This window comes from Thermofilum sp. (genome assembly GCF_038871435.1).
GTDB classification, from domain to species: domain Archaea; phylum Thermoproteota; class Thermoprotei; order Thermofilales; family Thermofilaceae; genus Thermofilum; species Thermofilum adornatum.
Genome location: NZ_JAVZIC010000005.1, coordinates 50665 through 75393 on the forward strand (window position 1 = coordinate 50665; position 24729 = coordinate 75393).

Sequence of the window (24729 nt, forward strand, 5' to 3'; positions counted from 1 at the left end):
ATGAAAAAAGTAATATGGGCCATAGATATCCCAGCAACTCCACACATATATGACAAGCTGAAGGACTCCCTCGGAGAAAATGTTCAAGTTATAGGTGTTGGTCCCCTAGAAAAAGCAGAGGAAATACTGAAACTAGTAGAGGAACACCATGCAGAGGAAGTTGTAACAGCTATAGAGGATCCATGCGAAATGTACAAGCTACTCTCAGGAGGCATAGAGCCCATAGTAGCCATAATCGAAGAGATAGCAACCTGTAAAACAGAAAGCGAATGTAAAGAATACGAAGACAAGGGATATATTGTCATAAAGAGCGACGAGGGTCTGAGTGTTCTCGAAGTAAAGGAATTTGCAAGAGTCGTGGATATAATGTTTGAGCTTGCTGAACCAGGAGAGGTTCACGAACACGAGCACTAGAAGAGTCATTTTTCCTGTGAATTTTTTCCATTTATCTAAGGATTTTTGTCACAATTATTGCAATATTTTCAAAAAAATACCCGTAAGAGTTTTTATAAAGAGGGTTCAAAAATGAATTATGACCAAGGAACAAACCAAATTAATTCTCAAGCAACTCCACGAGTCTAAAATAAAGCAGCTCAACGAGCTTTCCCCAGAGGAAATAGAGAGAAAAAGGCTAACAACACGGATTACGACACATACCCTACGTTACCTATCAGAATATTTTGTCGAGAAGGGTTTTGAGTGGATAATGCCCGTAATTCTCTCTAAAGCTACAGACCCCCTCTGGCCCGATCCCGACTTCAGTATCGAAAAAAGGATAGAGATCGAGATATATGGAGAAACTGTGAGAACCACCCATAGCATGATTGTACACAAACAGGTACTAGTTTCTCTTCTAGCTCCCAGGATCTTTATCTTTTCCCCCAACATCAGAATTGAAAAAAGGGAGAGACTCAACACAGGCATACATGGCTACGAGTTCACACAGCTAGACTTCGAAATACGTGGAGCCAGCTCCGCCGACGTAAGGAAATTCGTTGAGGAACTACTCAGAGAGTATATTGCATTCCTAAGGGCTAGGTTCTCAAGTGAATTAAAAGAACTAGGAACATATGACCTTTTGAGTTTCAGCATCCCCTTCAAGGTTATGGATAGCCGTGAGGCTGAGGAGAAGTATGGTGAAAAGTGGCCAGACATCCTTCGAGAAGAACTAAAAGAACCCCTCTGGATAGTTAACATTCCAAGAGAATTCTACGACTATGAAGACGAGGCGACAGGCGTCTGGGACAACTATGACCTATATGTTCCAAGAGTGGGAGAAATTCTGTCTGGAGCTAGACGAGAATACAAATATGACAAGATAGTTTCAAAAATGAAGAGGGACGGTGTGCCGCTTGAAAACTACAAGGTACTTTTGAGCCTAGCAAAGGAGGGAAGGCTTCTCCCAAGCGCTGGCGCAGGTATTGGTGTCGAGAGGTTGCTCCTATGGGTTACCGGAATTGAACATATAGGCGAACTGCAGCTTTTCCCAAGGGTGCCGGGAATAGTTCTGGAACTCTAAATATTTTTATCTCTTTATCTTTTTGTAATTATGCGTCTCGCACGTATACAGGTTAAGGGTATAGGTTGCGGGAGCTGTGTAGCCCCCTCCAAGGCCCTTTTCCTTAGGATACCATCTGTGAAGTCTGTAAAGGTTTACGGGTCTGTCATAGAGATTGCCTACGATGAAAAATTGTCATCGATAAGTGACATAATTGCAGAGTCAAAGGTAACAGAGTATTACTTCGTGAAAGTGTTGTCTGATGAGGAAGAAGCGTCCAAAGAAGACCACGTCCTTAAAAGTGAGAAACTTAGTCTTCAATTGTCCAAGGAATAGTCTACTTTATGCTTACAATAAGAAGACCTACTGAAACGAGTAGAGCTCCCAGAAGAAGTTTTCCAGAGGTCTTTTCTTTTAAGAAAACATTTGACAGGACTACCGTCAGCGCCGGCGTAGAAGAAATAAATATGCTTGACCTAGAAGCGCCTATAAGCCCAATAGAGCTCATAAAGAGTAAGGGGCCTATCCCTATACCCATTATTCCTCCAAGAGCAAGATAAGAGAGTTTTACTTGTTCTCTGAGCTTTTCTCTGTTGTTTAGGATGAGCGGCGAAGTTAGCAGGATCAGCAAAGTCAACCTCGAGATATTTACCTCTATAGAGCTCCCCCAGTGCAGTGCCAGTCCCATAGTCGAGACGCCGAGCCCCCAGAACAGGCTTGCGGTTAGTCCTGCAAGTATCCCAACGAGGCTGTTGGACTTGTAGGAGTTGGAGCCTCTATATACAAAGAAAACACCAACAATGATGAATACTGCTGCAAGCATGTCTTTCATTGCTAAGTTTTCATTTAATAGAAAATGGGAGAAGACAGAGGTAGAAATAGAGAAAGTATAGGCTACTGGATACACTATGCTCACGGGGGCTCTTTGGAGACCATACAAGAATGCAGAGTCCCCGGCTACAAAAGAGGCAAGCATGGAGACTGCAACTATTAAATAGAATACTGGAGGCTTAGCTAGATTTACTGGGTAAAACAGGGCGACGACCAGCATGAACATAAGTGCAAATATTCCGCGGAAACCGCTCAAAACAAGCGGGTGGATGTCGCTGTTTTTTACTCCTGCCCTATAGAGCAACGCAGCCCCGCTGAACGATAATGCAGCCATGAGTGCAAGTATCTCTCCGTACACAAGACATGTAGAAAAACAAAAAGAAATATAGCTTTAACGATTCCTGGCAAGAAATGGATCAATGTTTGTTTTCTTTAAGAGCAAGAGAGCTATCAAGGCGAAGAACGCACCTATAGGTCCCCACAGGATCAGACCCATTGTGTAGCCGTTTACGTTTGGCAGACTCATTAGATAACCAGTGACCAAGTATGCAAGTGACTCGAAAATGTTTATCGGTATCCCCTCGAATCCAGTGAATAGCCCAGCCCTGTTTTCGCCAGTTCTTTCTTGATACCAGTGTGCGAGGTCAGCAAGTACAGCGTATGGGAACAACACGTAGGCCGAGACTGCTACAGCGCCAACAGCTACAATGAGGTATCCAAAAAGTATCTTTAAAGCAGTTTCATTAATAAAATGAGGGACAGGCGTCAAGAGAAGTGTGACTACTAAGACAGTTATGGCCAATGAAAGGGCATAACCTTTCCCGCGTGTTTTGCCCAACCTGCTCCATAATGGGAAAGCACCTGCAACGAATAATACAAGGATTAATCCAAAGGATGCAGAAGCTAGGGTTTTCTCGACTCCTATTACGTACTCTATATAAGCAACAATAGAGATTGAAAGCATTTGTACACTTGCAGACATTAGCCCTCTGACACCCATCCACTTCATATATTCAGGGTACCTAAAAACTGTAAGAAAGTCTCTTAAAGAGGGTCTTATAGTCTCAGTCTTCCTTTCGACAGGTAGTATAAAGACCTGAGGAGTAAACAATGCCACCAGGACGAGGGCATATAGACCCATAAGTGGCGTTAACAGCCCAGAAGCAACGAGCATCTTGGCGGAGAAGCTTGTTACAGTGCTGACAACTTGCCCAAAAATATTAGACAAGTTCTGTATCATTGATATATCGATTCTTTCGTGAGGCTCGGAAATCTCTGGAAGCCAAGCCTGATACGGAGTTAGAAGCCACGCATAGAAGATGTGGAAAAGGACACTTGTCCCCACACCCCACAAAAACAAGGAAGACTGGTCTATACTTGTTAGAAAATAAATTGGTGTGAAGTGTAAGAAGCCAGAGAGAGCAAGCATGGGGGCCCCTGTCAATATGAATGGCTTTCTCCTGCCAAGCCTCGTCCATATAGAGTCACTAATAAAGCCAATAATGTAGCTGGCGATCATTATAGTGATTTTTCCAGCGGCTCCCATAATTCCCGCTAGGGCGGGGTCTAGCTTGAAGACCTGCCAGTAGATATAGAAGCTCGCAAAGTCGTAGAGACCCATGAAAATTGTAGAGCCGAAGCGTGCGAACCCGTAGACAAATTTTTGTTTTTTAGTTAACACAAGATAAATGCAAAAAAAGTATTATTATTTTTTACTAGCTCACTTTACAGTTATTGCTTTCCTGCCTTCCCAGACACCGTGAAGGTTGCAGTATTCTAGGGCATAAATTACTCCGCTCTTCTTTAGGACAAGCTTGAGTGTAACTTCTGGCTCTACGAGCTCGGGCTCTAAATGTATCCTCGAAAGCATTATAGGGTTGAATGCTCTACCCTCCTCTTCAAAGTATACCTCTATCCACCTAATCGAGTGTTGTAGTGTGTTTGGATGTGGCCCAACCTTTATCTTAATGTAGAATGGTTCCCCAGCTTTGACCTCGTCGGGAGCCTCGATCTTTGGTGTGTGGGTTTCAACCTTTGAGACTGCTTCGCCTGCCGCAACTTCCGGAGAATATATCAGGTCTCCAAACTTTTTTGCCATGTTTGTCAAATCTCTTAGTTAAGGTATGGTATAAAAATTTAGCCCTTGCCAAAATATAGAAAATGGGGTAGCGTATCTACACGTTATACATATATATTTGGAGTCTAGGCAGAGGCATGTATGATTTCTAAAGGAGTATTGCTTGCCGCAGGTCTTGGGACAAGGCTTGTCCCCTACAGCAAAGAGATGCCGAAGGAGATGCTACCAATTTTCTATGGGTTCAACGGCAAAATGTATCTTAAACCAGTAATACAGGTCGCTTTTGAACAGCTATATGATGCAGGGATACGTGAATTCTGCTTTGTTGTTGGACGGGGTAAACGTGCAATAGAAGACCACTTTACTCCTGATTGGGACTTTGTCGAATACCTTGAAAGAAATGGTAAAGATGAATACGCAGAGCTGTTAAAAGATTTCTATGAAAAAATAGAGAAGTCATTTATCGTCTGGGTAAATCAGCCTATCCCTAGGGGAACTGGGCACGCAGTATACATGGCTAAGGGATTTGTGGGTGACGATTTTTTCCTAGCCGCGGCTGCTGACAACATATTTGTGGGAGAGAATGTTACGGAGAAAGTTATCTCTTTGCATGGCCAGACTAAAAAGCCAGTCATAACTGTGAGAAAAGTAAAAGACCCAAGCAGATACGGAGTAATCGTTGGGGATAAAGTTGCGGAATTCGTTTACCTTGTAAAAGGCATAGTTGAGAAGCCAAAGGAATTTGTCTCCAACTTGGCAAATGTCTCTTTGTATATTTTTCCACCCGAGATATTCAAAGCGATAGAAGAGACGAAGCCAAGTCCACGGGGAGAAATCGAGATAACAGATTCAATCCAGCTTTTGATCAAGAGTGGCGTAGAGTTTATAGCTTATGAGTCTGAGGCAGACTGGGTAGATGTTGGAAACTGGGAGTCTTTCCTCAGAGCAATTTTGGTTTCGCTGAAGCACCATATGGGTTCCGAAGCTTTGAAAAACATCTTGCAAGAGAACCTAGACCTCTAACTCCTAACCTAAAAACTTTTAATAAATATTCATGAACATGAGTTAACGTGTCGTCTTCGCCAGAAGAAAATATTGCTAAGGTACTCCTAGTTGTAGAAGCATTCCTAGGAGGATTCTACGTCTCAATAACTAGGGGTCTCTTTATCCCAATGATCTCGTATAGCGGGTACAGCCTAGGAAACATGGCACTCATACTCTTGCCCACAGGCCTAAGCGGGTCTATTCTATCATTGATATTGTACAGGTATTCCGACAGCCTTACAAGGAAATTCAAATTCCTGGCCTTCACTACACATGTGACTGAAAGAGTTGTATGGTTCCTCTTGCCTTTCCTCTTGGGCAACATAGAGCTGATATCCTTTACCTACATGCTTGGAAACCTTATCTCAGCAGTGGTAAGCATTTTCATTGGAGCACTAATCTACTCATATTTCTCATCTATACAAGACGTGATAAATGTCTCAGTCTGGAGATCAGCAGCTGGAGCAGTTGCTTCCTTGCTTGGATCCCTCTTTATGACCTTCGTTTCCTACGTCTATAATCCCCCTCAAAGCTACATTATATCCTACTTTGCGGCATTTGTTATTGGCCTGGGAAGCTCTCTCGCCTTCATACTTGTCCCAAAGTTTCCCTCTCAAATAGTAGAGAAACAGCAGGAGACGCCGGTCGAAGTAATTGTAAGAGGACACTCGGCTTTTCTGGTTCTCACATTCATGCTGGCCGGTAGCAACTTAGTGGGATTGTCGTGGACTCCTTTTCTAAAGAGCTTAGGCGCCCCTATCTATATAGCTCTCGCCCTGAGTGTAACGGGGAACATTGGAGGCACTCTTGGCTCATTCCTGTTTAGGGGCTACAAGTCATATATGGTTGGCCTAGTTGCAAATACTTTGCTGACGGGACTAATACCATTTATCAGCTACCCGTATGCCCATGTAGGGATATCGTTCTTTACATCTCTAACCTTTATGGCTGCAAACTTACTCGCAATGCAGATTTTCGCTGAGGTTAATGCACGCATGGGAAGAATAAAGGCATCCGCATTTCTTGTTGCCGGCAACTATACAGGATTGCTCATAGCCTCGATGGTTGCATACATATTTGTCAAGGATCCATTTACAGGGCTCATTTTGTCAGCTATCATCAAGTTCCTAGCTGTCATAATAGTCTTACTTGCTATACCTGAAACCGCTATAATTCCAGGAAGAAAGGCGTACGAGTTCAGCAGACTAATCTACTCTATTAGCCTCACAGGTTTCACATTCACGGTTCAAGCCTCTAAAGAATTCCTCAAAACATTCTTTGAAGCAGTAACCTTGATGACACTGGCTTTGCTCTTATATATAATTTATAAGCTAGCATTCCTAATAATCGGTGGTTGACATGTCGGACGCAGAGATCACTATGCTTCTCCGTCAGCTCCTTGAAGACATCTTGTCACTCTTTCCCAAGGCAGGTCTCGCCACGCTTGTAATTTTTGTAACGCTCCTCTTTGTAAAGCTTCTCAACAAGGCAATTAACTGGCTTGTCCGTACAAGCAGGCTGGAAGACTATGTAAAGAGAGCTGTCCCCGAAGGAACAAGAATACCGGTAAACTCCCTTATAATCTTCTTGGCAGACGCAGGCGTAATAGCCACTAGCACAGCAATTGTGGTTCGAATATTTGTCCCAGAATACACGCAGGCATATCGGGACCTAATAGCTTACATATACAGGGTCGGTAGCGTAGTGGTATTATCAATGCTTACCTTTGTAATTATCGACGCATTGGTCAAATCTATGAGGCTAGAAAGGAAAACTGAAAGATTCTTCACAATGCTAAGTCTTCTCCTCATAACCCTGCTCCTCATCGACCTTGCAGCACTCAGTAGCGAAATAAAGCTGGCACTAGCGATTGGAATAGCTATAGGCATCGGCCTCCTTATAGGCGTCTTTTCGCTGTGGGCATTCTTCGGCGAACAGATAGATCTCCTGCTGAGAACTCTCCGCTCCAAAGAAATAGCAGAGTCCAGAGACAGAGACCTGCCAGTATCCAGCGAGGACTAACCATTTATTATGTGGTGACATGGCCTATGGAAAGCTACACAGCGATACCACTTCTAAGCACAATAGCCATGCTCTTGGTAGTATTTCCAATACTTTTACTCCTCTTGTATGAGACCCTTATTTTAGCTATTGCAAACAGAAGAAGAAACAAAGCAAACAACAACATTCATAGGGCTTCTAGGGGCACATTAGAAGCTGTTGTACCAATCTATTCTGAGCCAATAGAACTAGTTGTCGAAAAAACAAGACGTAACTCAGCAGTCCTCCTGACAAGCCCCTGTTTCACACGCCTAACTATACTTTCAGACGACTCAAGCGACTACGTAAGAAATCTAGCTGAAGCCCTGGGATACGACCTCCCCATATCCATATTCCACAGGCCAGACCGTAGAGGCGGGAGAACTGGCGCACTAGATGACTATCTAAAAAATGTTACTGCCACTCATTTCTTGATACTAGACGTCGACGCTGAACCAACACTAGAAATTGCCACAAAAATTTGTACAGGGCTCCAAAACGGGGGAGCAAGTGTAATACCATGGGAAGGTTACTTTACAAGAGGGACGCGTCTAGCACACGCGGTAAAGTTTTTCACAGATTTTGGCTCGGATCTCCTCTACAGAATGAGGAGCCAGGCGGGCCTTTTTGTTTTTCCTCTAGGCTCTGGAACAATTTATGACAAAAACGTTGTCTTAGATGTGGGCGGCTGGGGAGACAACATAATTCAAGACGATATATGGATGGGGGTTAAGCTTGCCCTAAACGGCTATGATACACATCTGCTTGGAGAACTGTCTCTGAGGATTCTTGTCCCCTCGACGCTTGCTGCGTTCAAGACGCAACAAAAAAGATGGGCATATGGCACGAGTGACGTCTTGAGGAGATCCGCCTTAAAACTCATTAAAAGCCACAAGCTGTCTTTTTGGAGGAGGCTAGAAATGCTCGCCTATATGTCTCTGCCTCTTCTCACAATCCCCGTCTCTATTTCATTTCTCCTTTTACCCATAGCAGGGGCACTGGAACAACGTATAACTTTTGGCATGTTCTTGGAAGAAATCCTATACATGTCGTCGCCTTTCATTCTCATATTTCCTATATACTATTATCTCTATCAGAGACTCATGAAAAAATACAGCCTAAAACAAACCATAACAAACCTCGGAAGATTCACAGCCATACTAACAACGCTTACACCTACCCTTGCCTGGAACAGCCTGAAAGGGTTACTTGGCCTCCCTCTCAGTTACGAAGTGACACCGAAGGGAAAGAAAGAAACACAGGAAAAGAAGCCTAAAGATCCCTTCTACATGTTGCTATGGAGCACTCTAAGCCTCTTCATATCAGTCTTAAACCAGAATACCATTATCGGGGCATTGTCCCTTGCATTTTTCACTGCATCTCTATGGACCCTAGCTAGAGCAGAAAAAATAGTCGCCTGAGCTATTCGAATCTTCTTTAAGGTAAAACGATTGCGACTGGTGGAGGCCACATCGCCAAGACAACAATGCTTGGAATAGTTATTGAGCTCCTCCTCTCAGAAACGCCTAACAAAACGTCGAGGAGCGATGGTGTTCTCGGCTTAAGCTCTATTACTGGTGCATCTTCGGGCAAACCCGCTAAACTCTTTGTCCGGTTGACTGCTTCTTCATATGTACATATGTCATCTATTAGACCTGCCTCTTTGGCTTTTACTGGAGTAAACGGTTGACCCGTGAAGACTTCGTCAGAGACTTTTCCTCTATTCATTATCACTCTTTCCTTGAAGATTTCGAAATAATAGTTTACAAAGTCGTTCATTATCTTTATTTCTTGCTCTGTCATATTCCTGTAAGGGGACCCAATGTCCTTGAGTGTTCCAGACTTAAATGTGTAGACGGTTATACCAAGTTTTCCAAGAAGGTTTTCAACGTTGAGAACAGTCATGATTACGCCAACTGATCCTACTTCACTGGTTGGGCTAGCCAAGATAACTTTTGCGGGGAGTGCGGCCATGTATGCGCCGCTAGCCATGAGGCCCTTAGCATAGGCCACGACAAGTTTCTTTGAGGCCAGGCTCTTTACGGCCTGGTAAAGGTCGTCGGACGCTGTGACTGTTCCGCCTGGGGAGTCGAATACTATGATTACAGCATTGGCTAGGGGGTCTTCCTCTGCTTGTTTTATGAGTCTAATGTACTCCTCTACTCCTGTCGTTGTTCCTAGAATCGAGGAAGAAGAGTAGTCTATTGTCCCCGTTATTGTTATCTGGGCAACATAAGGCTGTAGGCTAGTGAATGGTTGTCTCTGGGAAAACACTGCCAGAACAACTCCCAGAATTACTACTGTCAGGATTATTATTAGAGGAAGTTTTCTCCAAACCTTTTCCTTTAGGCCGGACATTAATATATCCATAGAAATGCAATAAATAAATATATTGACAAGAAAGCAGAAACATATATGACTAAACACTACGACGTCATCGTTTTTGGTACAGGCTCGGCCATGAACATTGTTTCTGAGCTAATAAATGAGGGTCAGGGCTACCGCTACGCAGTGATCGAAAACGACATGGTTGGCGGGATATGCCTAACCCGTGGATGCATACCCTCCAAGATGCTGATAGAGGTTGCCCGGAACATTAGGAGGATAAGGGAAGCAGACAAGTTCGGCATAAATGTGAGCTATTCTCCCCCAGACTTTGCTTGGACAATGGAAAGGGTCTGGAAAAGGATCTACAAGGAAAGTAAAGAGATAGAGCATTCCCTGAAGCATCATCCACTCATAGACCTATACCAGACAAATGGCACATTCGTGGGAGACTATACTGTAGATGTGGGGGGCAGAGAAATCGAGGGCGAAATAGTGTTGCTGTGTACAGGTTCTAAGCCAGCAGTTCCTAGAGTGCCAGGAATAGACGAGGTAAAATACTACACGAATGACAATTTCTTTCGGGAACTGAGAAAACTGCCACGGAAAACAGTCGTTATAGGCGGGGGATTCGTTGGGCTAGAGCTTGGCTTTTTCCTAGCCATGATGGGTAGCCAGGTAACAATACTCCAGAGGGGAGAGAGAATACTAAAAGAAGAGGAACCCGAAGTCTCGGAGTTGCTCCAGAGGGATCTATCCAGGTACATGGAAATAAAGACCCGCCACGAGGTTGTCGAGTTCAGGAAGAATGGAGACAGACAAATCGTGGTAGCCGAAAACAAGCTTACAGGCGAAAACGTCGAGCTCGAGGCAGACGCGATACTAGTTGCCTCGGGTAGAGCCTCGAACAGCGACATCACTAAGCCAGAGAAAACCGGTGTAAAGACAGACGAGAAGGGGTGGATAATAGTGGACGAATACCTAAAGACGTCTAAAGAAGGTATATGGGCTTTCGGTGACGCTACTGGCAAACAGATGTATAAGCACAAGGCCAACTACGAAAGCATAATTGTCTACAGGAATGCCTTCAAGGGCGAAGAGGTTAAAGCCAGATACGACGCGGTGCCACACGCAATCTTTACAGAGCCAGAAGTTGCAAGTGTTGGCTTGAGGGAAGAAGAGGCAATGAAGAAGTACGATATCCTTGTAGGGATAGCCGGCTACGAGGAGACGGCAAAGGGAGAGGCCATGATGGTTTCTGATTATTTCGTAAAGGTAATACTTGACAGGGAAACATTCAGAATCCTTGGAGCCCACATAATAGGCCCAGAAGCATCCATCCTGATACAGGAAATAGTAAACCTAATGTATACCCCCGATGGAAGTGCTGAGCCAATCTACAACGGCATGCATATACACCCAGCCCTCTCAGAGGTAGTGGAGAGGGCGTTCTTCCACCTGCATGAACCAGGAGAATGGAAAAAGCATCATCACCATTAGTACAAAGTCAACTTTTTACTAATTAAAAATGAAAATTTTTTAATTAGGCAAACCCTAGAACCGTGTGGACAAAAAGCTTGCCATGTCACTGGTAGCCCTATACACAGCCTATTTCCTAGTCTATATACACAGGACAGTCACAGGCGTTATCCAAGGAGAACTCTCCAATATAGCTACTAGTAATGGAATCGAGCCCTCCCTATTCATCTCAATGGTCGCCTCCGCTTACTTCTACGCCTACGCCGCACTGCAACTGCCCTCTGGAGTCTTCTCAGACGCACTTGGGGCAAAAAGATACGTAGCAATAAGCATGTTTACCCTAGGATTAGGCTCACTCATATCTTCCATACCAAATCCATGGCTAATAGTGGCAGGACGTGTGCTTGTAGGCATCGGGGCATCGGCAGTCTGGATCTCGATACAGAGAGTGATAGGCGTATATGCAGATAAAAGCCTCGGAGCTACACTCACCGGCATAGGTCTGGCAGTTGGTAACTTTGGGGCCCTCTTCGCGACCCTTCCAATAAGAATACTCATAAACATATACGGCCTCTCGGGCACACTTCTCTTTCTTTCAATAGTTGCCTTCCTCGTTGGAATAATCTCGTTTGTATCAATAAATGACCACGGAGTCTCAAGCCACAGCATAAAAGATGGCTTTAAACAGACGCTTCAGCAGCTACGCGTAGTAGTCAGGTCCCCGCACTCTCTAGCGCTTGGAATGGCGTATCTCGGCTCATATTCCGCTATATTATCATTCCAGTCACTATGGGCACCAATATACATAAAGAAGTACTATCCACAATCTCTACAAGATACGCCAAGCCTGCTTTTCATGCTTGCACTAGCATTCCTAATAGGAGTATCCTTGATGGGATTCATAAGTGACAGGGTTCTCAAGAGAAGGAAGCCCATCCTGCAGGCTTGCTGTCTACTGCATGCAATATTCTGGCTTGTCCTCGCTTTTCTCCCAATACTTGTGAATGTTTCCTATAACCTTCTACTCTTATTATTCTTTGTCCTCGGGCTCGTAGCCTCTACACACATGGTAATATCGCCCATGGCACGTGAAGCATACAACCACGAATACTCGGGGACAACGTTTTCATTTGTAAACATGATAGGCTTTCTAGGAGTAGCAATCTACCAGTCCATCGCAACATTTCACCCTGATCCACTCACTGTCATAGCAGTGTTTAGCGTTCTTTCAATAATAGCTCTTGCTTTAAGCAGAAATATAAAAGAAACACTAAAAACAGAATAAAAAGAAAAAATACTTTTTTAGCCTCCGACTTTAACTGCGCCGTACCAAGGAGACCACTTGCCCCATCCAGGAATGTGGCCGAATGTAGCATTTGCGCCAATGTATAAAGCTAGAAGACCAGCTATCACGAGGAATAATACAGCTATGTATGCAATCGTTTTGTTCTTCTTGTAGAATAGAATCGGGGACAAGAGAACAGAGAGGCCTGTAAGGAAGTACATTAGGAAAGTAAACTCTGGGGTCTTTGTTAATCTGTAGTTGAGGATAGCCAAGCCGTGGACAACTGGCAAGATGCCTAGGAAGGCGAACGGGACAGAAGTGTAGGAGAAATCTATCTTGAGAAGCAGGGACAAACCGAGGACAAGGCTGGCTAATCCAAAAATAGCCCATGGATCCATCAGTACAATGTTATAGGGTCCAGGGAAAGGCCACGTAATTGTTGCCCAAACACCTGTGGCGAGTGCATAAATGCCTACACATGTAAAGAAGACGCCGAAGCCTCTATTTGCCTGCTCGAGCTCTTTTAGGGGCTTTACAAAGTTGAAGTAAATGTATGCCGCGGCGGCGAAAAGTGTTGCTGCTAGTAGCATTAACCATGTATCTAATGGGTCTACTACTAAGACTTGTTCCGGCATAGCGTTATATGAATATATTTAGAAACTTATATAACTTACTCTATTCAAATCGTAAAGAAGGCAAAATTTTTCTTATACAATTTGTTTACGTAAATGAAAAATAAGAAGCACATACTAGAAGCTTATGTGAGACTTTTCTCTTAGGTTTTTCCTAGCACGAGCTATAGAAGATTACGTATTAACGCCTCTCGTCAATGATACGGTAATGTTCCACAGTCGCTATGCGTTAGTTGATGATTCAACCTGTTGCTCTACCTCTCCGAAGCCTTGAGGTTAGCTGGGTTAAGGATGAAAAGGCTCTCGACGAGAACTCAAGAAGAATGGTTAATGAGACTCAGCCTTGTGGCCCTGTTAAGGGTAAGAGGGTTGACCCACATGTCTTCCAGGAGGAGTTTTCAGACCACTATACAAACAAAGACTATGACGAAAACAGTATACTGGTGTCAGATGTACTTCAAAGTCTAGAACTCCCAGACCCAGATTAAGCGCACGCATCTCAAGGACTGAATACATAGTATGCGGTTGGTTCTACGACGTATGCATGTACGACGCATTGCGCTTTGGGGTGTTGCCTCTTCAGAGTAAAAACTTTTCATAATTTTTTAGATTTCCGCGACATTATGTATTTGTTTTAATATGAAAAACGAAAAACATATATTCCTTATATGACGATGTCATATAGAACTAAACATGAGGGGTTATTGGTTACAAAGCAAAAATAACATTGAACTGTGTGCCATCAGTGAGCTCCGTCCTCACGAGGAGTGCGAACAAGACAGACTTATGACATTGCTAGCTTCAATAGTGAAGGATGGAGTTTTAAAGAAGCCGATAGCTGTAGATAAAGGTACTAGAGTCATACTAGATGGGCACCACAGATTTGAGGCATTAAAATGTCTGGGTTGCAAGTATATACCATGTGTCATGTTCAACTACAAGTCGCCTCTTATTTTAGTAAAGTCTTTTGGAGATGGCAAGAATATCCCGAAGGAACAGGTATTAAAAGCTGGGCTATCTGGGAAACTTTTTCCTCCTAAGACAACCAAGCACCTCGTGTTTACGTGGAAAGGCCTTGTACATATCTCGCGATTTGAACCTGATATAAATATCGAACTAGAATTGTTAAGATAAGGGATACATTGAAGATGAAGCCTCTTCTTTTTGTCAATATGAAACAAAACGGGATAAATCCCAAGACCACAAATCTAATGAACGTCTACATTGGAGGAAAAATTTTTATGAGGAATTTCTTTCTTGAGCATTTTTGGAAAAGGGTTCTCTTCCAAATTATTGTTAAAAATCTGGTGGTATTCGAATGTATATAATTGGGAAAGATGAGAGACTAGAAAAAGTATTGGGAATAGTTGCGGAAATTTTGAAGAAGGGAAAGATATCCTGCAACGAATATTTAGGGGAAAAAGACCTGATGCAGGAAGCTCTCAGTTTTCTAGGAATAAGGGAACCTTCATGTAAGGAAGGGACTGAGACGTATCATCTCGATCATCTGGGTTTCTTTGACGACATTTCTCCTTCACGGCTTAGAGTATTTAGTAGCACCGAAGAGCTTCTATACAAGAACTGGCCAACCCCTCTCGTTCTTCTTCGTTCACTGTCCAACCATAATTTAAGGGTGTGGGCAAAGTTGGAGTTTTTTAACCCCTTCAGTATGAGTGTAAAGGACAGAATTGGCTGGTCAATGATCACAGACTATCTGGCGAAGTATAATAATCCTACCGTTTTGTATGAAGCCACCAGTACAAATACGGGCATGGCTTTAACTGCTCTCGCAAATATAAAGGGTCTCAAGGTTAAATTATTCTTGCCATACACGATTCAAAAAGCCTCAGACATAATTCTGCGTATAATGGGTGCTGAGGTTCAAAGGGTTCAAAAAAGTCTCACCGTGGAATTCGTTGGAGACGTTGACGAGCTTGCAAAAAGGGAGGGAGGCATCCATTTGAATCAATTCGAGAATAACTCGAATTTAAAGGTTCATTTGAGATATACTGCTAAAGAGCTTGACTTGCAGGTGCGGGAAGCCTCCCTTAAGCTTAGGGGAATAATAGGTGGTGTAGGTACCTCGGGTCACCTTTCGGCACTAAGTCTTTATTTCAAAAGCAAATATGGCGACAACGTAAAGGTTTATGGCGCCCAGCCGGCACCCGGGAATGTTATTCCCGGCATAAGAAGAGTAGAAACCGGGATGAAGTGGCTTCACTATGTAAAGATAGACAAAGTCCAAGATGTTACATCTAGTGAAGCTATTGAACAGGCTATAAGGATAGCTAGAAGTGAGGGCTTATTTGTGGGTCTTAGCAGTGGAGCAGTAATGGCTACTTTTGAAAAGCTGAAAAAGAATGGGGCGCTCCAAGAAGGTGACTATGTGCTGATATTCCCAGATCACGGGTTTAAATACATTGAACAGTTTGCTACATATCTCGAAGAGACAAAAAGACAAGATGGTTAGAAAAAATTTATACCATGACACCGTCATTCTCATGTGAGAAATCATGGTAAAGCAAATAGATCCAGTCTGTGGAATGGAAGTAGAATCTGAGAAAACTCCTTACAAATCTGTCTACAAGGGAAAAATATACTATTTCTGTAGCCCACACTGCAAAAAAGCATTCGAAAAGAACCCTGAATATTATTTACAGCATGGTCCAGTTGTGAACAAACTGACAAAAACAAGGGAAAAGATTAGAGTTATAGGTGTAGACTGTCCGACTTGTGTTTTAGCGATACAAAAATCCCTGCACAAGATTGGGGCCACCATAGACATAGATGTTACAACTGGTGATGCCGTTGTCATCTATGACCAGGACAAGATATCTCTTGTTGACATAAACAAGGCTATTCGGGAAGCTGGATACGACTTAGAAAAGGGAACGCTTGTCTTCAGTGTTGAACTCGAACCTGAAGAAGCACACAACTTTGAGAAAAAAGTATCAAGGCTTAAGGGAGTATTTTCTTGCCACTATTCGCCAGCCTCTAATCTCGCAAAGATAACCTATAATCCTCTAACTACCAACCCAGCAGAAATCAAAGAATTGGTCAGGGCCCTTGGATACCAAGTTGGAGAAGTAGAAGAGAGTCAACTCGAAGATAAACGGGAAAAGCCACTCTGGATACCTCTGGCCTCATTTGGATTGGGCCTCACAGTGGTTACTTGGCACTCGCTAGAAGCCTTTCACCTTGTTTTTCCGCTTCCGCCAATCATCTACTTTGCCGTTGCGACGGCAGTGATATTCCTAAACTATGATTTACTCGTAAGGGGCCTGTTAGCGCTTATACGCTTATCCCCAAGCATGGACAGCCTTGTAACTCTGTCTTCTCTTGTTGCATATATAACAGGGATTATACAGTTGCTTCTTAGTCATGAAGGCATGGGAATGTTTGAAATACCTGCTGGGGTTTTGGGCTTTGTCTCGCTGGGTACATATATCGAGAATAGGGTCAGGAAAAGGGCATTCAACTACCTGTATGCTCTGGCTTCTGCCCAAAAAGGTAAGGTGAGAGTGATACGCGACGGGAAACTCGTAGAGGTAGAATCTGACCAGGTAAAGCCAGGAGAAATAGTAGAGGTAAAAGCCGGAGAACGCATCCTTGTTGACGGTGTTGTTGTAGAAGGATGGGGATATGTTGATGAATCTACATTTACTGGCGAGCCGGCTCCTGTTTTGAAGAGCGCAGAGAAAAGAGATATTGTCCTGTCGGGGACAATTCTTGTCTCTGGCTACTTGAGAGTTAGAGCGACTAGGGTGGGAAAAGAGACGAGTCTGGCCTACATAATAGAAGCAGTCAAGGAAGCACAGTTTAGGAAGCCGCAGTTCCAGAGGATTGCCGACCGTGTTGTGGGCTATCTTACATGGGCGATAATAGCGGTTAGCATTGGGACGTTTTTGTACTGGGCGACGTTGGGAGGAGCTAGCTACAGCGAAGCCGCCTTATTCGCTGCGGCAGTGCTTGCGGTTACTTGTCCGTGTCCCCTAGGTATAGCAGTGCCCCTGGTAGTAGCGATCGCTATAATAAATGCAACTAGGATTGGTATAGTTGTTAGGAGCGGAGACGTCTTCGAAAGGATTCTGCAGGTAGACACTGTTGTTTTTGACAAGACAGGCACCCTGACCATGGGGAAGCCGAGAGTCCAAGAAGTAATTTTTCTTGACAGTGCAGGTGAAGAGGTCTTAAGGTACCTTTGTTCAGCAGAAAATAGAAGTGAGCATCCCTTGGCCTCTGCTGTTATCGAGTATTGTTCAGAGAAGAAGGTTGTTTCGCTAGAGCCGGAACACTACGAACATTTTCCTGGACTGGGAATTTTTGCCAAAATAAACGGTGCAGAAGTGATTGTTGGCTCGAAGAGACTTCTTGAAATGTTTAACCTTGAAGTCCCGGGTCAGGTAAACGAGAGAGCAGAAAAAGAGATTTCGCAGGGGTCTACCATCTTCTATGTTGCTCTAAATGGAAAGGTTTCTGCTCTTGTTTTGGTTCGAGACGAGATAAGGGAAGACGCATTAAGGGTGGTTTCTTTTCTGAAGAAAAAAGGTTTGACAACCATCCTTGCAACAGGAGACAGCAAGGTTGTAGCCGAAAATCTTTCCAGGGAGCTTTCCCTAGACCAGGTATATGCAGAGATGAGGCCAGAAGACAAGGGTGAACTTGTTGAAAAACTCCAAGCATCAGGCAAAAAAGTATTATTTGTCGGTGACGGTATCAATGATGCTGTCGCTTTGAGCAGGGCCTTCGTTGGCATAGCCATGGGTGGGGGTGCAGACATATCTAAGGAAGCCGGAGACGCCGTTCTCGCAGGAGGCAACCTGGAGCCCCTCATAGCTCTCTTCAAGTTGAGCGAGTTGGTGAGGAAAAAAGCACTAGAGAACCTATTGTGGGCCTTCGCCTACAATTTAACCCTTGTACCAATAGCTGCTGGGATTCTCTGGAAACCCCTAGGAGTCATGTTAAGGCCAGAGCTGGCTGCTGGGGCCATGATGGCCAGCGATATAACTGTCGTAGTGAATGCTGTCTCCATGCTGAGATGGCAGAACAAAAGAGGATAAAAAGTCCCAGCAATCTCTTAAGCAAATATTTAAGTGAATAAAAATTTGAAAACCCTTGAGCATTGAGATGTCTAGGAAAAGCCTTACAGATGTAGCATTTAGCCTTATTAACCTGGCAAGGACGGGTTGGATGCTCAGAGGCATACCCGGCTCATTGGCGGAGACCGTTGCAGAGCACTCTTTTATGTCTGCACTCATATGCATGGAGCTATCGGAAGATGTAAAAGACCTGGATGTAGAGAAAATGGCTATCTATGCTTTGCTACACGACCTTGGAGAGGCATTCATCGGAGACGTCGTAAAGAACTTTAGCTCAAGTGTTGGGGAAACCAAGGAACGCATCGAACTAGAGTCCGTAGAGAAAGGAATAGAAAATGAGCTCGCAAAGAAGCTCTACGGGGAATATTCTCAGCAACAAAGCAGGGAGGCTAAAATGGCTAAGCTATGCAATTACATTGCCACATATATAATGGGCTTAAGGTACAGGGAGATGGGATTCAGAGTGGATGATATAATTGAAAACACTAAAAAAGAAATAGAGGATTTTTCACGGGAACTAGGAGTATGGGAGGCTGTAAAGCGAAGATACAGCCTGTAGCTTCTCAAGCTTTTCAAGGCCTACGCCCACATACAGGGCAGTCTGGCCGGCGCTCGACCTTTACTATGTCGAAAGAATTTCTGTAGCCATCGTAGAACAATAGTTTACCCACTAAGGTTTCACCGTGCCCAGTTATCAGTTTTAGTACTTCAAGAGCCTCGAGCGCACCGATCACTCCCGGGACGGGTCCTACAATTGGAAAAGTTGACTCTTCGGGCGGATTCTTTGGAAAAATGCATCTTAGGCATGGGCCCTCATATGGCTTTACTACTGTGAGCTGTCCATATAGTTCCCTTACTCCTGCATGAACAAGTGGTTTTCTAAGTTTCACGCATGCCTCATTCAGGAGAAAACGAGTGGCCCAGTTATCGAGGCAGTCTACAACAATGTCCACTTCTCTCGCAATCTCTATTGCATCATCTAGACTCTCTATTTTCTTCCGAACAACCTTAATAGTGACATTGGGGTTTAGTTTCTCTAGTTTTTCCTTTGCCGACTCGACTTTGGGTCTTCCAATGTCACTTGTCCAGTGCAGAATTTGCCTGTTAAGGTTACTCGTCTCGATTATTTCCGAGTCTACAATTAGAAGGCTACCAACGCCGGCCGCTGCTAGATAATAGGAGACAGGTGAGCCTAGTCCTCCCGCTCCCACAACAGCTACTTTTGCCCTCTTAATTTTCTCCTGGGCCTCTATTCCCCAGACTCTTATTTGTCGGTCGTACCTTTCTAGTTCCTCTTTGGTCAGCAGTCCTTTATTTTCTTTGCTAGTCAAGCATAATCACCGAGGCCGTGGCGACGCTAGAAAACAGAGTTTAAGCGGCCCCCGTCTACAGGTATCATTGCTCCGTTAATGTAGGAGGCGTAGTCGCTTGCAAGGAAAGCTACAAGATATCCTATGTCTTCTGGTTTTCCGAGGCGCCCAGCCGGAATGTCTCTTGCTAGGCTATTATATGCCTCTTCTAGAGATATGTTGTTGCGTCTTGCAATGTCTCTGGCAAGCTCTTCTATTCTCGAGGTCTTTATTGTCCCCGGCATAATCCCGTTAACAGTTATGCCGTATCTTCCAAGTTCTTTTGCAAGCGTCCTCACGAGTCCTGCAAGACTTATACGTAGCACGTTGCTTAGGGCAAGGTTGCTCATTGGCTCCTTTATGGCTGAACTCGTGAGATAGATTATTCTTCCCCACCTCTTCTCGACCATGTGGGGAGTCACTACTCTCGTCAGAAATATCGCTGGATAGACGAGTAGCCTGTAGCCCTGGTCCCAGTCCTCCATTTCGAGCTCCTGGAAGCTTCCAGGCTTTGGTCCCCCAGTCGAATAGAAGAAAATATCCGGGTAGCCTGTTTCTCGGATATCTTTTTCGAGTTTTTCTAGGTCTTCTTTCTTTGTCAAGTCGGCAACAAGATATGTAACGTCGACGTTGGCCTCTTCTTTTATCGATTTACTGGCCTGGACTAGTTCTTCCCTGTTTCTTGCAACCAAAATAACATCGCTACCGGCCAGTGCGAGCACCCGTGCGACACCGAAGCCTATACCTCTCGAAGAAGCAGTTGTCAGGGAGAGTTTACCTTTGAGGTTAATTTCCAAAGGCACAAATATGATGTTAGGATCCTGCCTAAATATTTTCCCCGATAGTCTTTGCTTTCACGGATAAGGCAATATATTTATCCAACGCTATTCGAAAATGATAGGATATGAGGGCCATAGCCATTATAGGCTATAAGGATTCTGGGAAAACGGTTCTTGCAGAACGAATGATACCCATCCTCAAGGCAAAAAACATGAAGGTTGCAGTTGTGAAGCATGTGCACGAGGAAATTTCTCTTCCTGAAAAAGACTCTGGCAGGCTTTTCAGGGCTGGAGCCGACCTTGTCTTGACTGTCTCCAAAGGCGTAATAGAGGAATATAGGAGGTACGATGCAAAGCTATGGGAAATAATTTCAAGTTTGAAGAGCTATGACTTCGCCATTTTTGAAGGATTCAAGTCCGAGTTTCCAGGCGTTAGGATTGCCGTTGCAAAAGACGCCGAGGAGGCTAAACAGCTCGTTTCACCCCTAACCATTGCCATCGTTTCCACGAGGGAAAAAATAGATGGAGAAAACTTCAAGATTCCTGTATTCGACTTGGATCGTGACCTAGAGAAAATAGTAGACTACGTGCTTAAAAAGGCCTTTGAGCCGCTACCAGCCCTTAACTGTGGCTTCTGCAAGTATGGAAACTGCATGAGCATGGCTGAAGCGATTCTTCGAGGCGAGGCAACACATAGAGACTGCACAGTTTTATCCTCTAAGGTAAAGCTAAGGGTTGACGGAAGAAGCATCGAGCTAAACCCCTTTGTGCAGGACGTTTTCAGGAACGTTGTCTATGCTTTGGTCTCCACCCTTAAGGGTGCGCCTACGAATCCATCAAGCGTAGAGCTAAAGGTTGAGAGGTAGATAGCATGATCCCCACGACCCTGGTGGGGAGCTTTCCCCTCGATTACAACCGTGAAAACATTAAGCGGGCACTTATAGACCAATACGAAGTTGGGATAACGTTCCCAGTGTTGCCTCAGCTACGGGACTTCGTCTACATGTATGTTGAGCCACTAGTGAACAAGGGAGTCCTTTCCTATGAGCATCTGGGCTATGAGGTTCGGGGAGACATTTTGTCCGTGGAGCCCGAGCCCCCAGAGGACATAGTTTATGCTGTCGACATTGCTGAAGACCTCGGCATCAAGTACAGGCTAGCATTTACGGGGCCATTTACGATTGCCTCTCGGCTAACCCCTAAAGGAGGAAAACTAGGCGACATAAAATCCTCGCTCCTGGCATACGAGGATCTCTTCAGTGAACTTTTCGACTACCTGGTGGAAATGGCTCGTGAAGTCTCAAAAGTATCACGTCCCCATGTTGTATGTGTAGACGAGCCAGTTCTCTCAGTGATTGTGGGGGCAAAGAGTATAATGTTTGGCATGGAACCCAATAAAATAACCCAAGTACTCGACCGCGTGCTAGGCCAGTTTAAGAGCCCCCTTAGAGGAGTCCATGTTTGTAGTAGGCTCCCGCCCCTATTGAAGAATATTCTTCTTCCTTTGAGAAATGCGAATTTCTTAGACCACGAGCACAGCGACATACCAGAGAACAGGAAGTACTATAGTAGAGAAGAGTTAAACAGAGCCGGTAAAGCTCTCGGCTACGGTATTATCTCGTCTCGAAACACACGTGTAGAAGAGGAGCAGGACGTCATGGCTTTAGCTAAAGAAGCCCTGAATACCTATGGGGCACACCTTGCCTTCCTGAAGCCGGACTGTGGATTTGGCGGGATGAGGGGGTTTTTAAAGGGTAGGGAATACGAGGAAATAGTGCTGAGGAAGCTTAAGGTATTAGTCAATGTAGCAAAGGGGCTAGGAGAACAGGAATGACTAGGCTCCTAGATATACCAGTCCAAGTAGAATGTTTGATAAGGCAACGTATCAATAGGTTCGTCGTAGAGGTAGAGGTAGAAGGAAAAACCCGGAGAGCCCACATAAACAACACTGGGCGCCTGAGAGAGTTTCTCGTTAGTGGCAGGAAGGCTTTCTGCATACCAAAAGATACGCCGAAGACCCAGTACCAATTATTCGCTGTTGAGGAAGGCGGGCTAGCCGCGCTTATTGACACTGCCCTGCAGATGAGGGCTTTCGAGCAACTTATATCTCTAGGGATAAAGCCGTGGGACAACATTAGGATTTCACGTAGGTCCCCTCGCCTATACAGTTCAGTGTTTGACTACGAATTTGAGCGTCGTGGAGAGGACATACTTGTAGAGGTTAAGAGTGCAGTGCTGAGGGAAAACTCTTATGCGATGTACCCTGACTGTCCAACCGAGCGTGGAAGGAGGCAAATCAAGGAGCTTATCAGACACGTTGAGTCAGGCAGAAAGGGGCTCATAGTTTTCATTGCGGCTCTTCCAAATGTGGAAGCCTTCAAGCCCTACGTGGAGGGGGACAGTGAAGTGGCAAGGTTGCTCAGAATAGCGAAAGAAACAGGTGTAGAGATCAGGGCTATTTCAATGCACTATGAGCCTATACAGCGAAATATTGTTCTGGATAACCCTGACCTTCCAGTCTTTATTCCTCCGTGACGACTTGCTGAATAAGCTTTACATATTCTTCTTTTACTTTCTCCATGTATGACTCGCTGAGTTGGCCGTGAGGAGTTGGCGTCTCGAATATTCTCTTTGGAAATGTTACATCCTCTGGTTTGTAGCCTTCCCTGAGCTTGAGGCGGTACTTTTCCCGATAAATCTTTTTGCCAAGCTTGTACAAGTCGTCTACACTCATCTCGACGCCCAGGGGCCTAAGAGCCTTCGAAACTATTTCTGGCCTGTATACTTTTCTTGCAAAGAGGCATATAACCAAGCTTGTTAAGACTTGTCTCCAGCTCTCTTCCTCGTAGAGTCTTCTAACAAGCTCGCTGGGCTCCAGCGTTCTGCCAATCGTCTCCTGGTCCAAGTCATAGCCTGCATTGTCAAGGTGGCTGTGGCGTGCACCAAAGGCGTAGTTTGCATACGCTGCTGGACCGGTATGGTACCCGGCCATCTCGTTGCCGCCGAAGGTCAGGGCGAAGTCTCTTCCGCCCCATTTCCTCGTAGCATAATCGAGTCCTTTCGCGAGGTCTCTGTAGAGCTCTGTAGGCTGTTCAACAAGGTATTGAACAGCCTTCTTGTAAGAGTCGTAGTCTCCAAATGACAGCTTCAGCCCGCCGAGGTCGTTTTCGCTAATGAGCCCCCTGCTGTATGCCTCTGTAGCCCACGCTAGGACTACGCCGGTCGTCATTGCGTCGAGGCCCAGGGAATCCACCAGGTCGATAAGCTCAAGCATGCTTTTTGCTTCCTTTGCTCCAAGCATTGCTCCAAGGGCATATATGGGCTCATAGTCGTAGCCAACAAACGTCGTCTTGTAGAAGTAAGACTCTTCCTCATAAGGCTCCCTTAGAACAGCCAAGTGGATGCATGCTACAGGGCAGTGGGCACAGGACACTCTCCTTCCCAAATAGTTCGCGGCAATGTATTCGCCAGAGATCTTTTCAGCGGTTTCTAGGCTTGAGCACTGGAGGTTTAAGGAGGGCAACGCCTTCAACGCGTTCAAGACGTTTACGTTTACAGGTGTCCCTATCTCGTGGTACTTCTTCATAAGTGGGCTGTCGACAATAAGCTTGTAGATTTCGTCATAGACCTCTCGGTAAAGCTTCCTGTCACTGACCTGTATAGACTTCTTCCCGCTAACCACGAGCGCCTTAAGCTTTTTGCTTCCAAAGACAGCGCCTAGACCAAGCCTGCCAAAATGCCTGTAAGTCTCAGTAATCACATTTGCATACGTGACAAGCTTCTCGCCCGCCCTACCTATACGCATGATCGTCCTTATTCCAGAGCCAGGCTCAACCTCTCGAAGTACTCGTCCAACAGTATGACTACTCGTCATACCCCACAGTGCTCTGGCCTCCCGGAAGAACACCTTGTCTTCCTGGATAGAGACCCATACAGGAAGGTCGCTTGCACCCTTGATCACTATTGCGCCGTACCCGGCAAGCCTGATCGCTATGGCGCTTCTGCCTCCCGCGTGGCTCTCGCCAAGGTTTCCCGTATGTGGAGACTTAAACATTGCAACAGTCTTTGAAGCCGTAGGATAAACAGCGTTGAAAGGACCAACAGCAAAGACGATTACGTTATCTGGTCCAAGGGGGTCTGCGCCCCTGGGCAGTTCTTCTTCCAAAAGCTTTGTAGCTACGCCGGTGCCGCCAAGGTACTCTTCGAATAAGTCGTGCCTGTCTTCAACCCAGTACTTTTTACGGGATAAATCAATATAGAGGACATTTCTTGGAAGACCATCCACCATTCA

The 24729-nt window shown here is 44.9% G+C and carries 25 protein-coding genes; 17 read left to right on the forward strand and 8 right to left on the reverse strand.

Features of this window, described 5'->3' with window-relative positions; all coding sequences use genetic code 11:
* The 3 genes from QXT17_RS06995 to QXT17_RS07005 all read left to right on the forward strand — a co-directional run bounded on the left by QXT17_RS06995 (position 1) and on the right by QXT17_RS07005 (position 1834).
* Positions 1–414: a hypothetical protein gene (locus QXT17_RS06995; protein WP_020961853.1), complete on the forward strand. Its 414-nt coding sequence runs from the start codon at positions 1–3 to the stop codon at positions 412–414.
* Positions 415–532: 118 nt separating this feature from the next.
* Positions 533–1519 (forward strand): asparagine synthetase A, encoded by a 987-nt coding sequence (locus QXT17_RS07000; protein ID WP_020961852.1) that lies wholly within the window; start codon positions 533–535, stop codon positions 1517–1519.
* A gap of 30 nt (positions 1520–1549) precedes the next feature.
* Positions 1550–1834 carry a hypothetical protein gene (locus QXT17_RS07005; RefSeq protein WP_020961851.1) on the forward strand — a complete coding sequence of 95 codons (285 nt, stop codon included), beginning with the start codon at positions 1550–1552 and terminating at the stop codon, positions 1832–1834.
* 1 nt (position 1835) lies between these two features.
* Here the strand turns inward: QXT17_RS07005 and QXT17_RS07010 are convergent, their stop codons facing one another.
* Genes QXT17_RS07010 through QXT17_RS07020 form a run of 3 tightly spaced genes read right to left on the reverse strand, consistent with a single transcriptional unit; the run spans position 1836 to position 4427 of the window.
* Positions 1836–2687: a DMT family transporter gene (locus QXT17_RS07010; protein WP_020961850.1), complete on the reverse strand. Its 852-nt coding sequence runs from the start codon at positions 2685–2687 to the stop codon at positions 1836–1838.
* A 33-nt stretch (positions 2688–2720) separates the two neighbouring features.
* A complete protein-coding gene (locus QXT17_RS07015; RefSeq protein WP_020961849.1) occupies positions 2721–4010 on the reverse strand; it encodes an MFS transporter in 1290 nt (429 codons plus the stop codon).
* A gap of 39 nt (positions 4011–4049) precedes the next feature.
* Positions 4050–4427 (reverse strand): class II SORL domain-containing protein, encoded by a 378-nt coding sequence (locus QXT17_RS07020; protein ID WP_020961848.1) that lies wholly within the window; start codon positions 4425–4427, stop codon positions 4050–4052.
* Between the two features lie 120 nt (positions 4428–4547).
* Between QXT17_RS07020 and QXT17_RS07025 the strand changes: the two genes are divergently transcribed.
* The 4 genes from QXT17_RS07025 to QXT17_RS07040 are packed head-to-tail and all read left to right on the forward strand — an operon-like array spanning position 4548 to position 8911.
* Positions 4548–5429 carry a UTP--glucose-1-phosphate uridylyltransferase gene (locus QXT17_RS07025; protein WP_020961847.1) on the forward strand — a complete coding sequence of 294 codons (882 nt, stop codon included), beginning with the start codon at positions 4548–4550 and terminating at the stop codon, positions 5427–5429.
* Positions 5430–5476: 47 nt separating this feature from the next.
* Positions 5477–6808 (forward strand): hypothetical protein, encoded by a 1332-nt coding sequence (locus QXT17_RS07030; RefSeq protein WP_020961846.1) that lies wholly within the window; start codon positions 5477–5479, stop codon positions 6806–6808.
* A gap of 1 nt (position 6809) precedes the next feature.
* Positions 6810–7472 (forward strand): hypothetical protein, encoded by a 663-nt coding sequence (locus QXT17_RS07035; RefSeq protein ID WP_052885489.1) that lies wholly within the window; start codon positions 6810–6812, stop codon positions 7470–7472.
* Between the two features lie 26 nt (positions 7473–7498).
* Positions 7499–8911, forward strand: coding sequence for a glycosyltransferase family 2 protein (locus QXT17_RS07040; protein WP_020961844.1), 1413 nt, complete (start codon positions 7499–7501; stop codon positions 8909–8911).
* Between the two features lie 16 nt (positions 8912–8927).
* Here QXT17_RS07040 and sppA read toward each other — a convergent pair whose 3' ends face one another.
* Positions 8928–9848, reverse strand: coding sequence for a signal peptide peptidase SppA (sppA, locus tag QXT17_RS07045; RefSeq protein WP_052887009.1), 921 nt, complete (start codon positions 9846–9848; stop codon positions 8928–8930).
* A 57-nt stretch (positions 9849–9905) separates the two neighbouring features.
* Here sppA and QXT17_RS07050 point away from each other — a divergent pair, with 57 nt between their 5' ends.
* Positions 9906–11315, forward strand: a complete 1410-nt coding sequence (locus QXT17_RS07050) for a dihydrolipoyl dehydrogenase (RefSeq protein ID WP_342814487.1) — start codon at positions 9906–9908, stop codon at positions 11313–11315.
* Between the two features lie 64 nt (positions 11316–11379).
* Complete coding sequence (locus tag QXT17_RS07055) at positions 11380–12579, forward strand: MFS transporter (protein ID WP_020961841.1); 1200 nt, start codon at positions 11380–11382, stop codon at positions 12577–12579.
* Between the two features lie 17 nt (positions 12580–12596).
* Here QXT17_RS07055 and QXT17_RS07060 read toward each other — a convergent pair whose 3' ends face one another.
* Positions 12597–13214, reverse strand: coding sequence for a DUF981 family protein (locus tag QXT17_RS07060; protein WP_020961840.1), 618 nt, complete (start codon positions 13212–13214; stop codon positions 12597–12599).
* 233 nt (positions 13215–13447) lie between these two features.
* Here QXT17_RS07060 and QXT17_RS07065 point away from each other — a divergent pair, with 233 nt between their 5' ends.
* The 5 genes from QXT17_RS07065 to QXT17_RS07080 all read left to right on the forward strand — a co-directional run bounded on the left by QXT17_RS07065 (position 13448) and on the right by QXT17_RS07080 (position 18869).
* Positions 13448–13699: a hypothetical protein gene (locus tag QXT17_RS07065; RefSeq protein WP_020961839.1), complete on the forward strand. Its 252-nt coding sequence runs from the start codon at positions 13448–13450 to the stop codon at positions 13697–13699.
* A 205-nt stretch (positions 13700–13904) separates the two neighbouring features.
* On the forward strand, positions 13905–14345 hold the full coding sequence (locus QXT17_RS10065; protein ID WP_405054574.1) for a ParB N-terminal domain-containing protein: 441 nt from the start codon (positions 13905–13907) through the stop codon (positions 14343–14345).
* A 184-nt stretch (positions 14346–14529) separates the two neighbouring features.
* Positions 14530–15681: a PLP-dependent cysteine synthase family protein gene (locus tag QXT17_RS07070; protein WP_020961836.1), complete on the forward strand. Its 1152-nt coding sequence runs from the start codon at positions 14530–14532 to the stop codon at positions 15679–15681.
* Between the two features lie 43 nt (positions 15682–15724).
* Positions 15725–18271, forward strand: a complete 2547-nt coding sequence (locus tag QXT17_RS07075; RefSeq protein ID WP_342814486.1) for a heavy metal translocating P-type ATPase — start codon at positions 15725–15727, stop codon at positions 18269–18271.
* Positions 18272–18338: 67 nt separating this feature from the next.
* Positions 18339–18869: an HD family hydrolase gene (locus QXT17_RS07080; protein ID WP_148681932.1), complete on the forward strand. Its 531-nt coding sequence runs from the start codon at positions 18339–18341 to the stop codon at positions 18867–18869.
* A gap of 13 nt (positions 18870–18882) precedes the next feature.
* On the opposite strand, the gene QXT17_RS07085 is transcribed toward QXT17_RS07080, so the two are convergent.
* A complete protein-coding gene (locus QXT17_RS07085; protein WP_020961833.1) occupies positions 18883–19641 on the reverse strand; it encodes a HesA/MoeB/ThiF family protein in 759 nt (252 codons plus the stop codon).
* Positions 19642–19667: 26 nt separating this feature from the next.
* Positions 19668–20462, reverse strand: coding sequence for an SDR family oxidoreductase (locus tag QXT17_RS07090; RefSeq protein WP_020961832.1), 795 nt, complete (start codon positions 20460–20462; stop codon positions 19668–19670).
* A gap of 101 nt (positions 20463–20563) precedes the next feature.
* On the opposite strand from QXT17_RS07090, the gene mobB reads away from it, so the two are divergent.
* The 3 genes from mobB to sfsA are packed head-to-tail and all read left to right on the forward strand — an operon-like array spanning position 20564 to position 22973.
* The gene (gene mobB, locus QXT17_RS07095; protein ID WP_020961831.1) at positions 20564–21304 is read left to right on the forward strand and encodes a molybdopterin-guanine dinucleotide biosynthesis protein B; all 741 of its coding nucleotides are present in this window, start codon (positions 20564–20566) and stop codon (positions 21302–21304) included.
* 5 nt (positions 21305–21309) lie between these two features.
* Positions 21310–22272 carry a hypothetical protein gene (locus tag QXT17_RS07100; RefSeq protein WP_020961830.1) on the forward strand — a complete coding sequence of 321 codons (963 nt, stop codon included), beginning with the start codon at positions 21310–21312 and terminating at the stop codon, positions 22270–22272.
* Positions 22269–22973, forward strand: coding sequence for a DNA/RNA nuclease SfsA (gene sfsA / locus QXT17_RS07105; RefSeq protein ID WP_020961829.1), 705 nt, complete (start codon positions 22269–22271; stop codon positions 22971–22973). Before QXT17_RS07100 ends, sfsA begins: the two co-directional genes overlap by 4 nt.
* Here sfsA and QXT17_RS07110 read toward each other — a convergent pair.
* Positions 22960–24726: an aldehyde ferredoxin oxidoreductase family protein gene (locus tag QXT17_RS07110; protein WP_020961828.1), complete on the reverse strand. Its 1767-nt coding sequence runs from the start codon at positions 24724–24726 to the stop codon at positions 22960–22962. The genes sfsA and QXT17_RS07110 overlap by 14 nt on opposite strands.
* Positions 24727–24729: the final 3 nt, after the last annotated feature.

Bases quoted from the DNA above. Each gene is read 5' to 3' on its own strand.
- QXT17_RS06995 (WP_020961853.1), top strand. From the start codon at position 1: ATGAAAAAAGTAATATGGGCCATAGATATCCCAGCAACTCCACACATA.
- QXT17_RS07000 (WP_020961852.1), top strand. From the start codon at position 533: ATGACCAAGGAACAAACCAAATTAATTCTCAAGCAACTCCACGAGTCT.
- QXT17_RS07005 (WP_020961851.1), top strand. From the start codon at position 1,550: ATGCGTCTCGCACGTATACAGGTTAAGGGTATAGGTTGCGGGAGCTGT.
- QXT17_RS07020 (WP_020961848.1), bottom strand. From the start codon at position 4,427: ATGGCAAAAAAGTTTGGAGACCTGATATATTCTCCGGAAGTTGCGGCA.
- QXT17_RS07025 (WP_020961847.1), top strand. From the start codon at position 4,548: ATGATTTCTAAAGGAGTATTGCTTGCCGCAGGTCTTGGGACAAGGCTT.
- QXT17_RS07035 (WP_052885489.1), top strand. From the start codon at position 6,810: ATGTCGGACGCAGAGATCACTATGCTTCTCCGTCAGCTCCTTGAAGAC.
- QXT17_RS07040 (WP_020961844.1), top strand. From the start codon at position 7,499: ATGGAAAGCTACACAGCGATACCACTTCTAAGCACAATAGCCATGCTC.
- sppA (WP_052887009.1), bottom strand. From the start codon at position 9,848: ATGTCCGGCCTAAAGGAAAAGGTTTGGAGAAAACTTCCTCTAATAATA.
- QXT17_RS07050 (WP_342814487.1), top strand. From the start codon at position 9,906: ATGACTAAACACTACGACGTCATCGTTTTTGGTACAGGCTCGGCCATG.
- QXT17_RS07060 (WP_020961840.1), bottom strand. From the start codon at position 13,214: ATGCCGGAACAAGTCTTAGTAGTAGACCCATTAGATACATGGTTAATG.
- QXT17_RS07065 (WP_020961839.1), top strand. From the start codon at position 13,448: ATGATTCAACCTGTTGCTCTACCTCTCCGAAGCCTTGAGGTTAGCTGG.
- QXT17_RS10065 (WP_405054574.1), top strand. From the start codon at position 13,905: ATGAGGGGTTATTGGTTACAAAGCAAAAATAACATTGAACTGTGTGCC.
- QXT17_RS07070 (WP_020961836.1), top strand. From the start codon at position 14,530: ATGTATATAATTGGGAAAGATGAGAGACTAGAAAAAGTATTGGGAATA.
- QXT17_RS07075 (WP_342814486.1), top strand. From the start codon at position 15,725: ATGGTAAAGCAAATAGATCCAGTCTGTGGAATGGAAGTAGAATCTGAG.
- QXT17_RS07080 (WP_148681932.1), top strand. From the start codon at position 18,339: ATGTCTAGGAAAAGCCTTACAGATGTAGCATTTAGCCTTATTAACCTG.
- mobB (WP_020961831.1), top strand. From the start codon at position 20,564: ATGAGGGCCATAGCCATTATAGGCTATAAGGATTCTGGGAAAACGGTT.
- QXT17_RS07100 (WP_020961830.1), top strand. From the start codon at position 21,310: ATGATCCCCACGACCCTGGTGGGGAGCTTTCCCCTCGATTACAACCGT.
- sfsA (WP_020961829.1), top strand. From the start codon at position 22,269: ATGACTAGGCTCCTAGATATACCAGTCCAAGTAGAATGTTTGATAAGG.
- QXT17_RS07110 (WP_020961828.1), bottom strand. From the start codon at position 24,726: ATGGTGGATGGTCTTCCAAGAAATGTCCTCTATATTGATTTATCCCGT.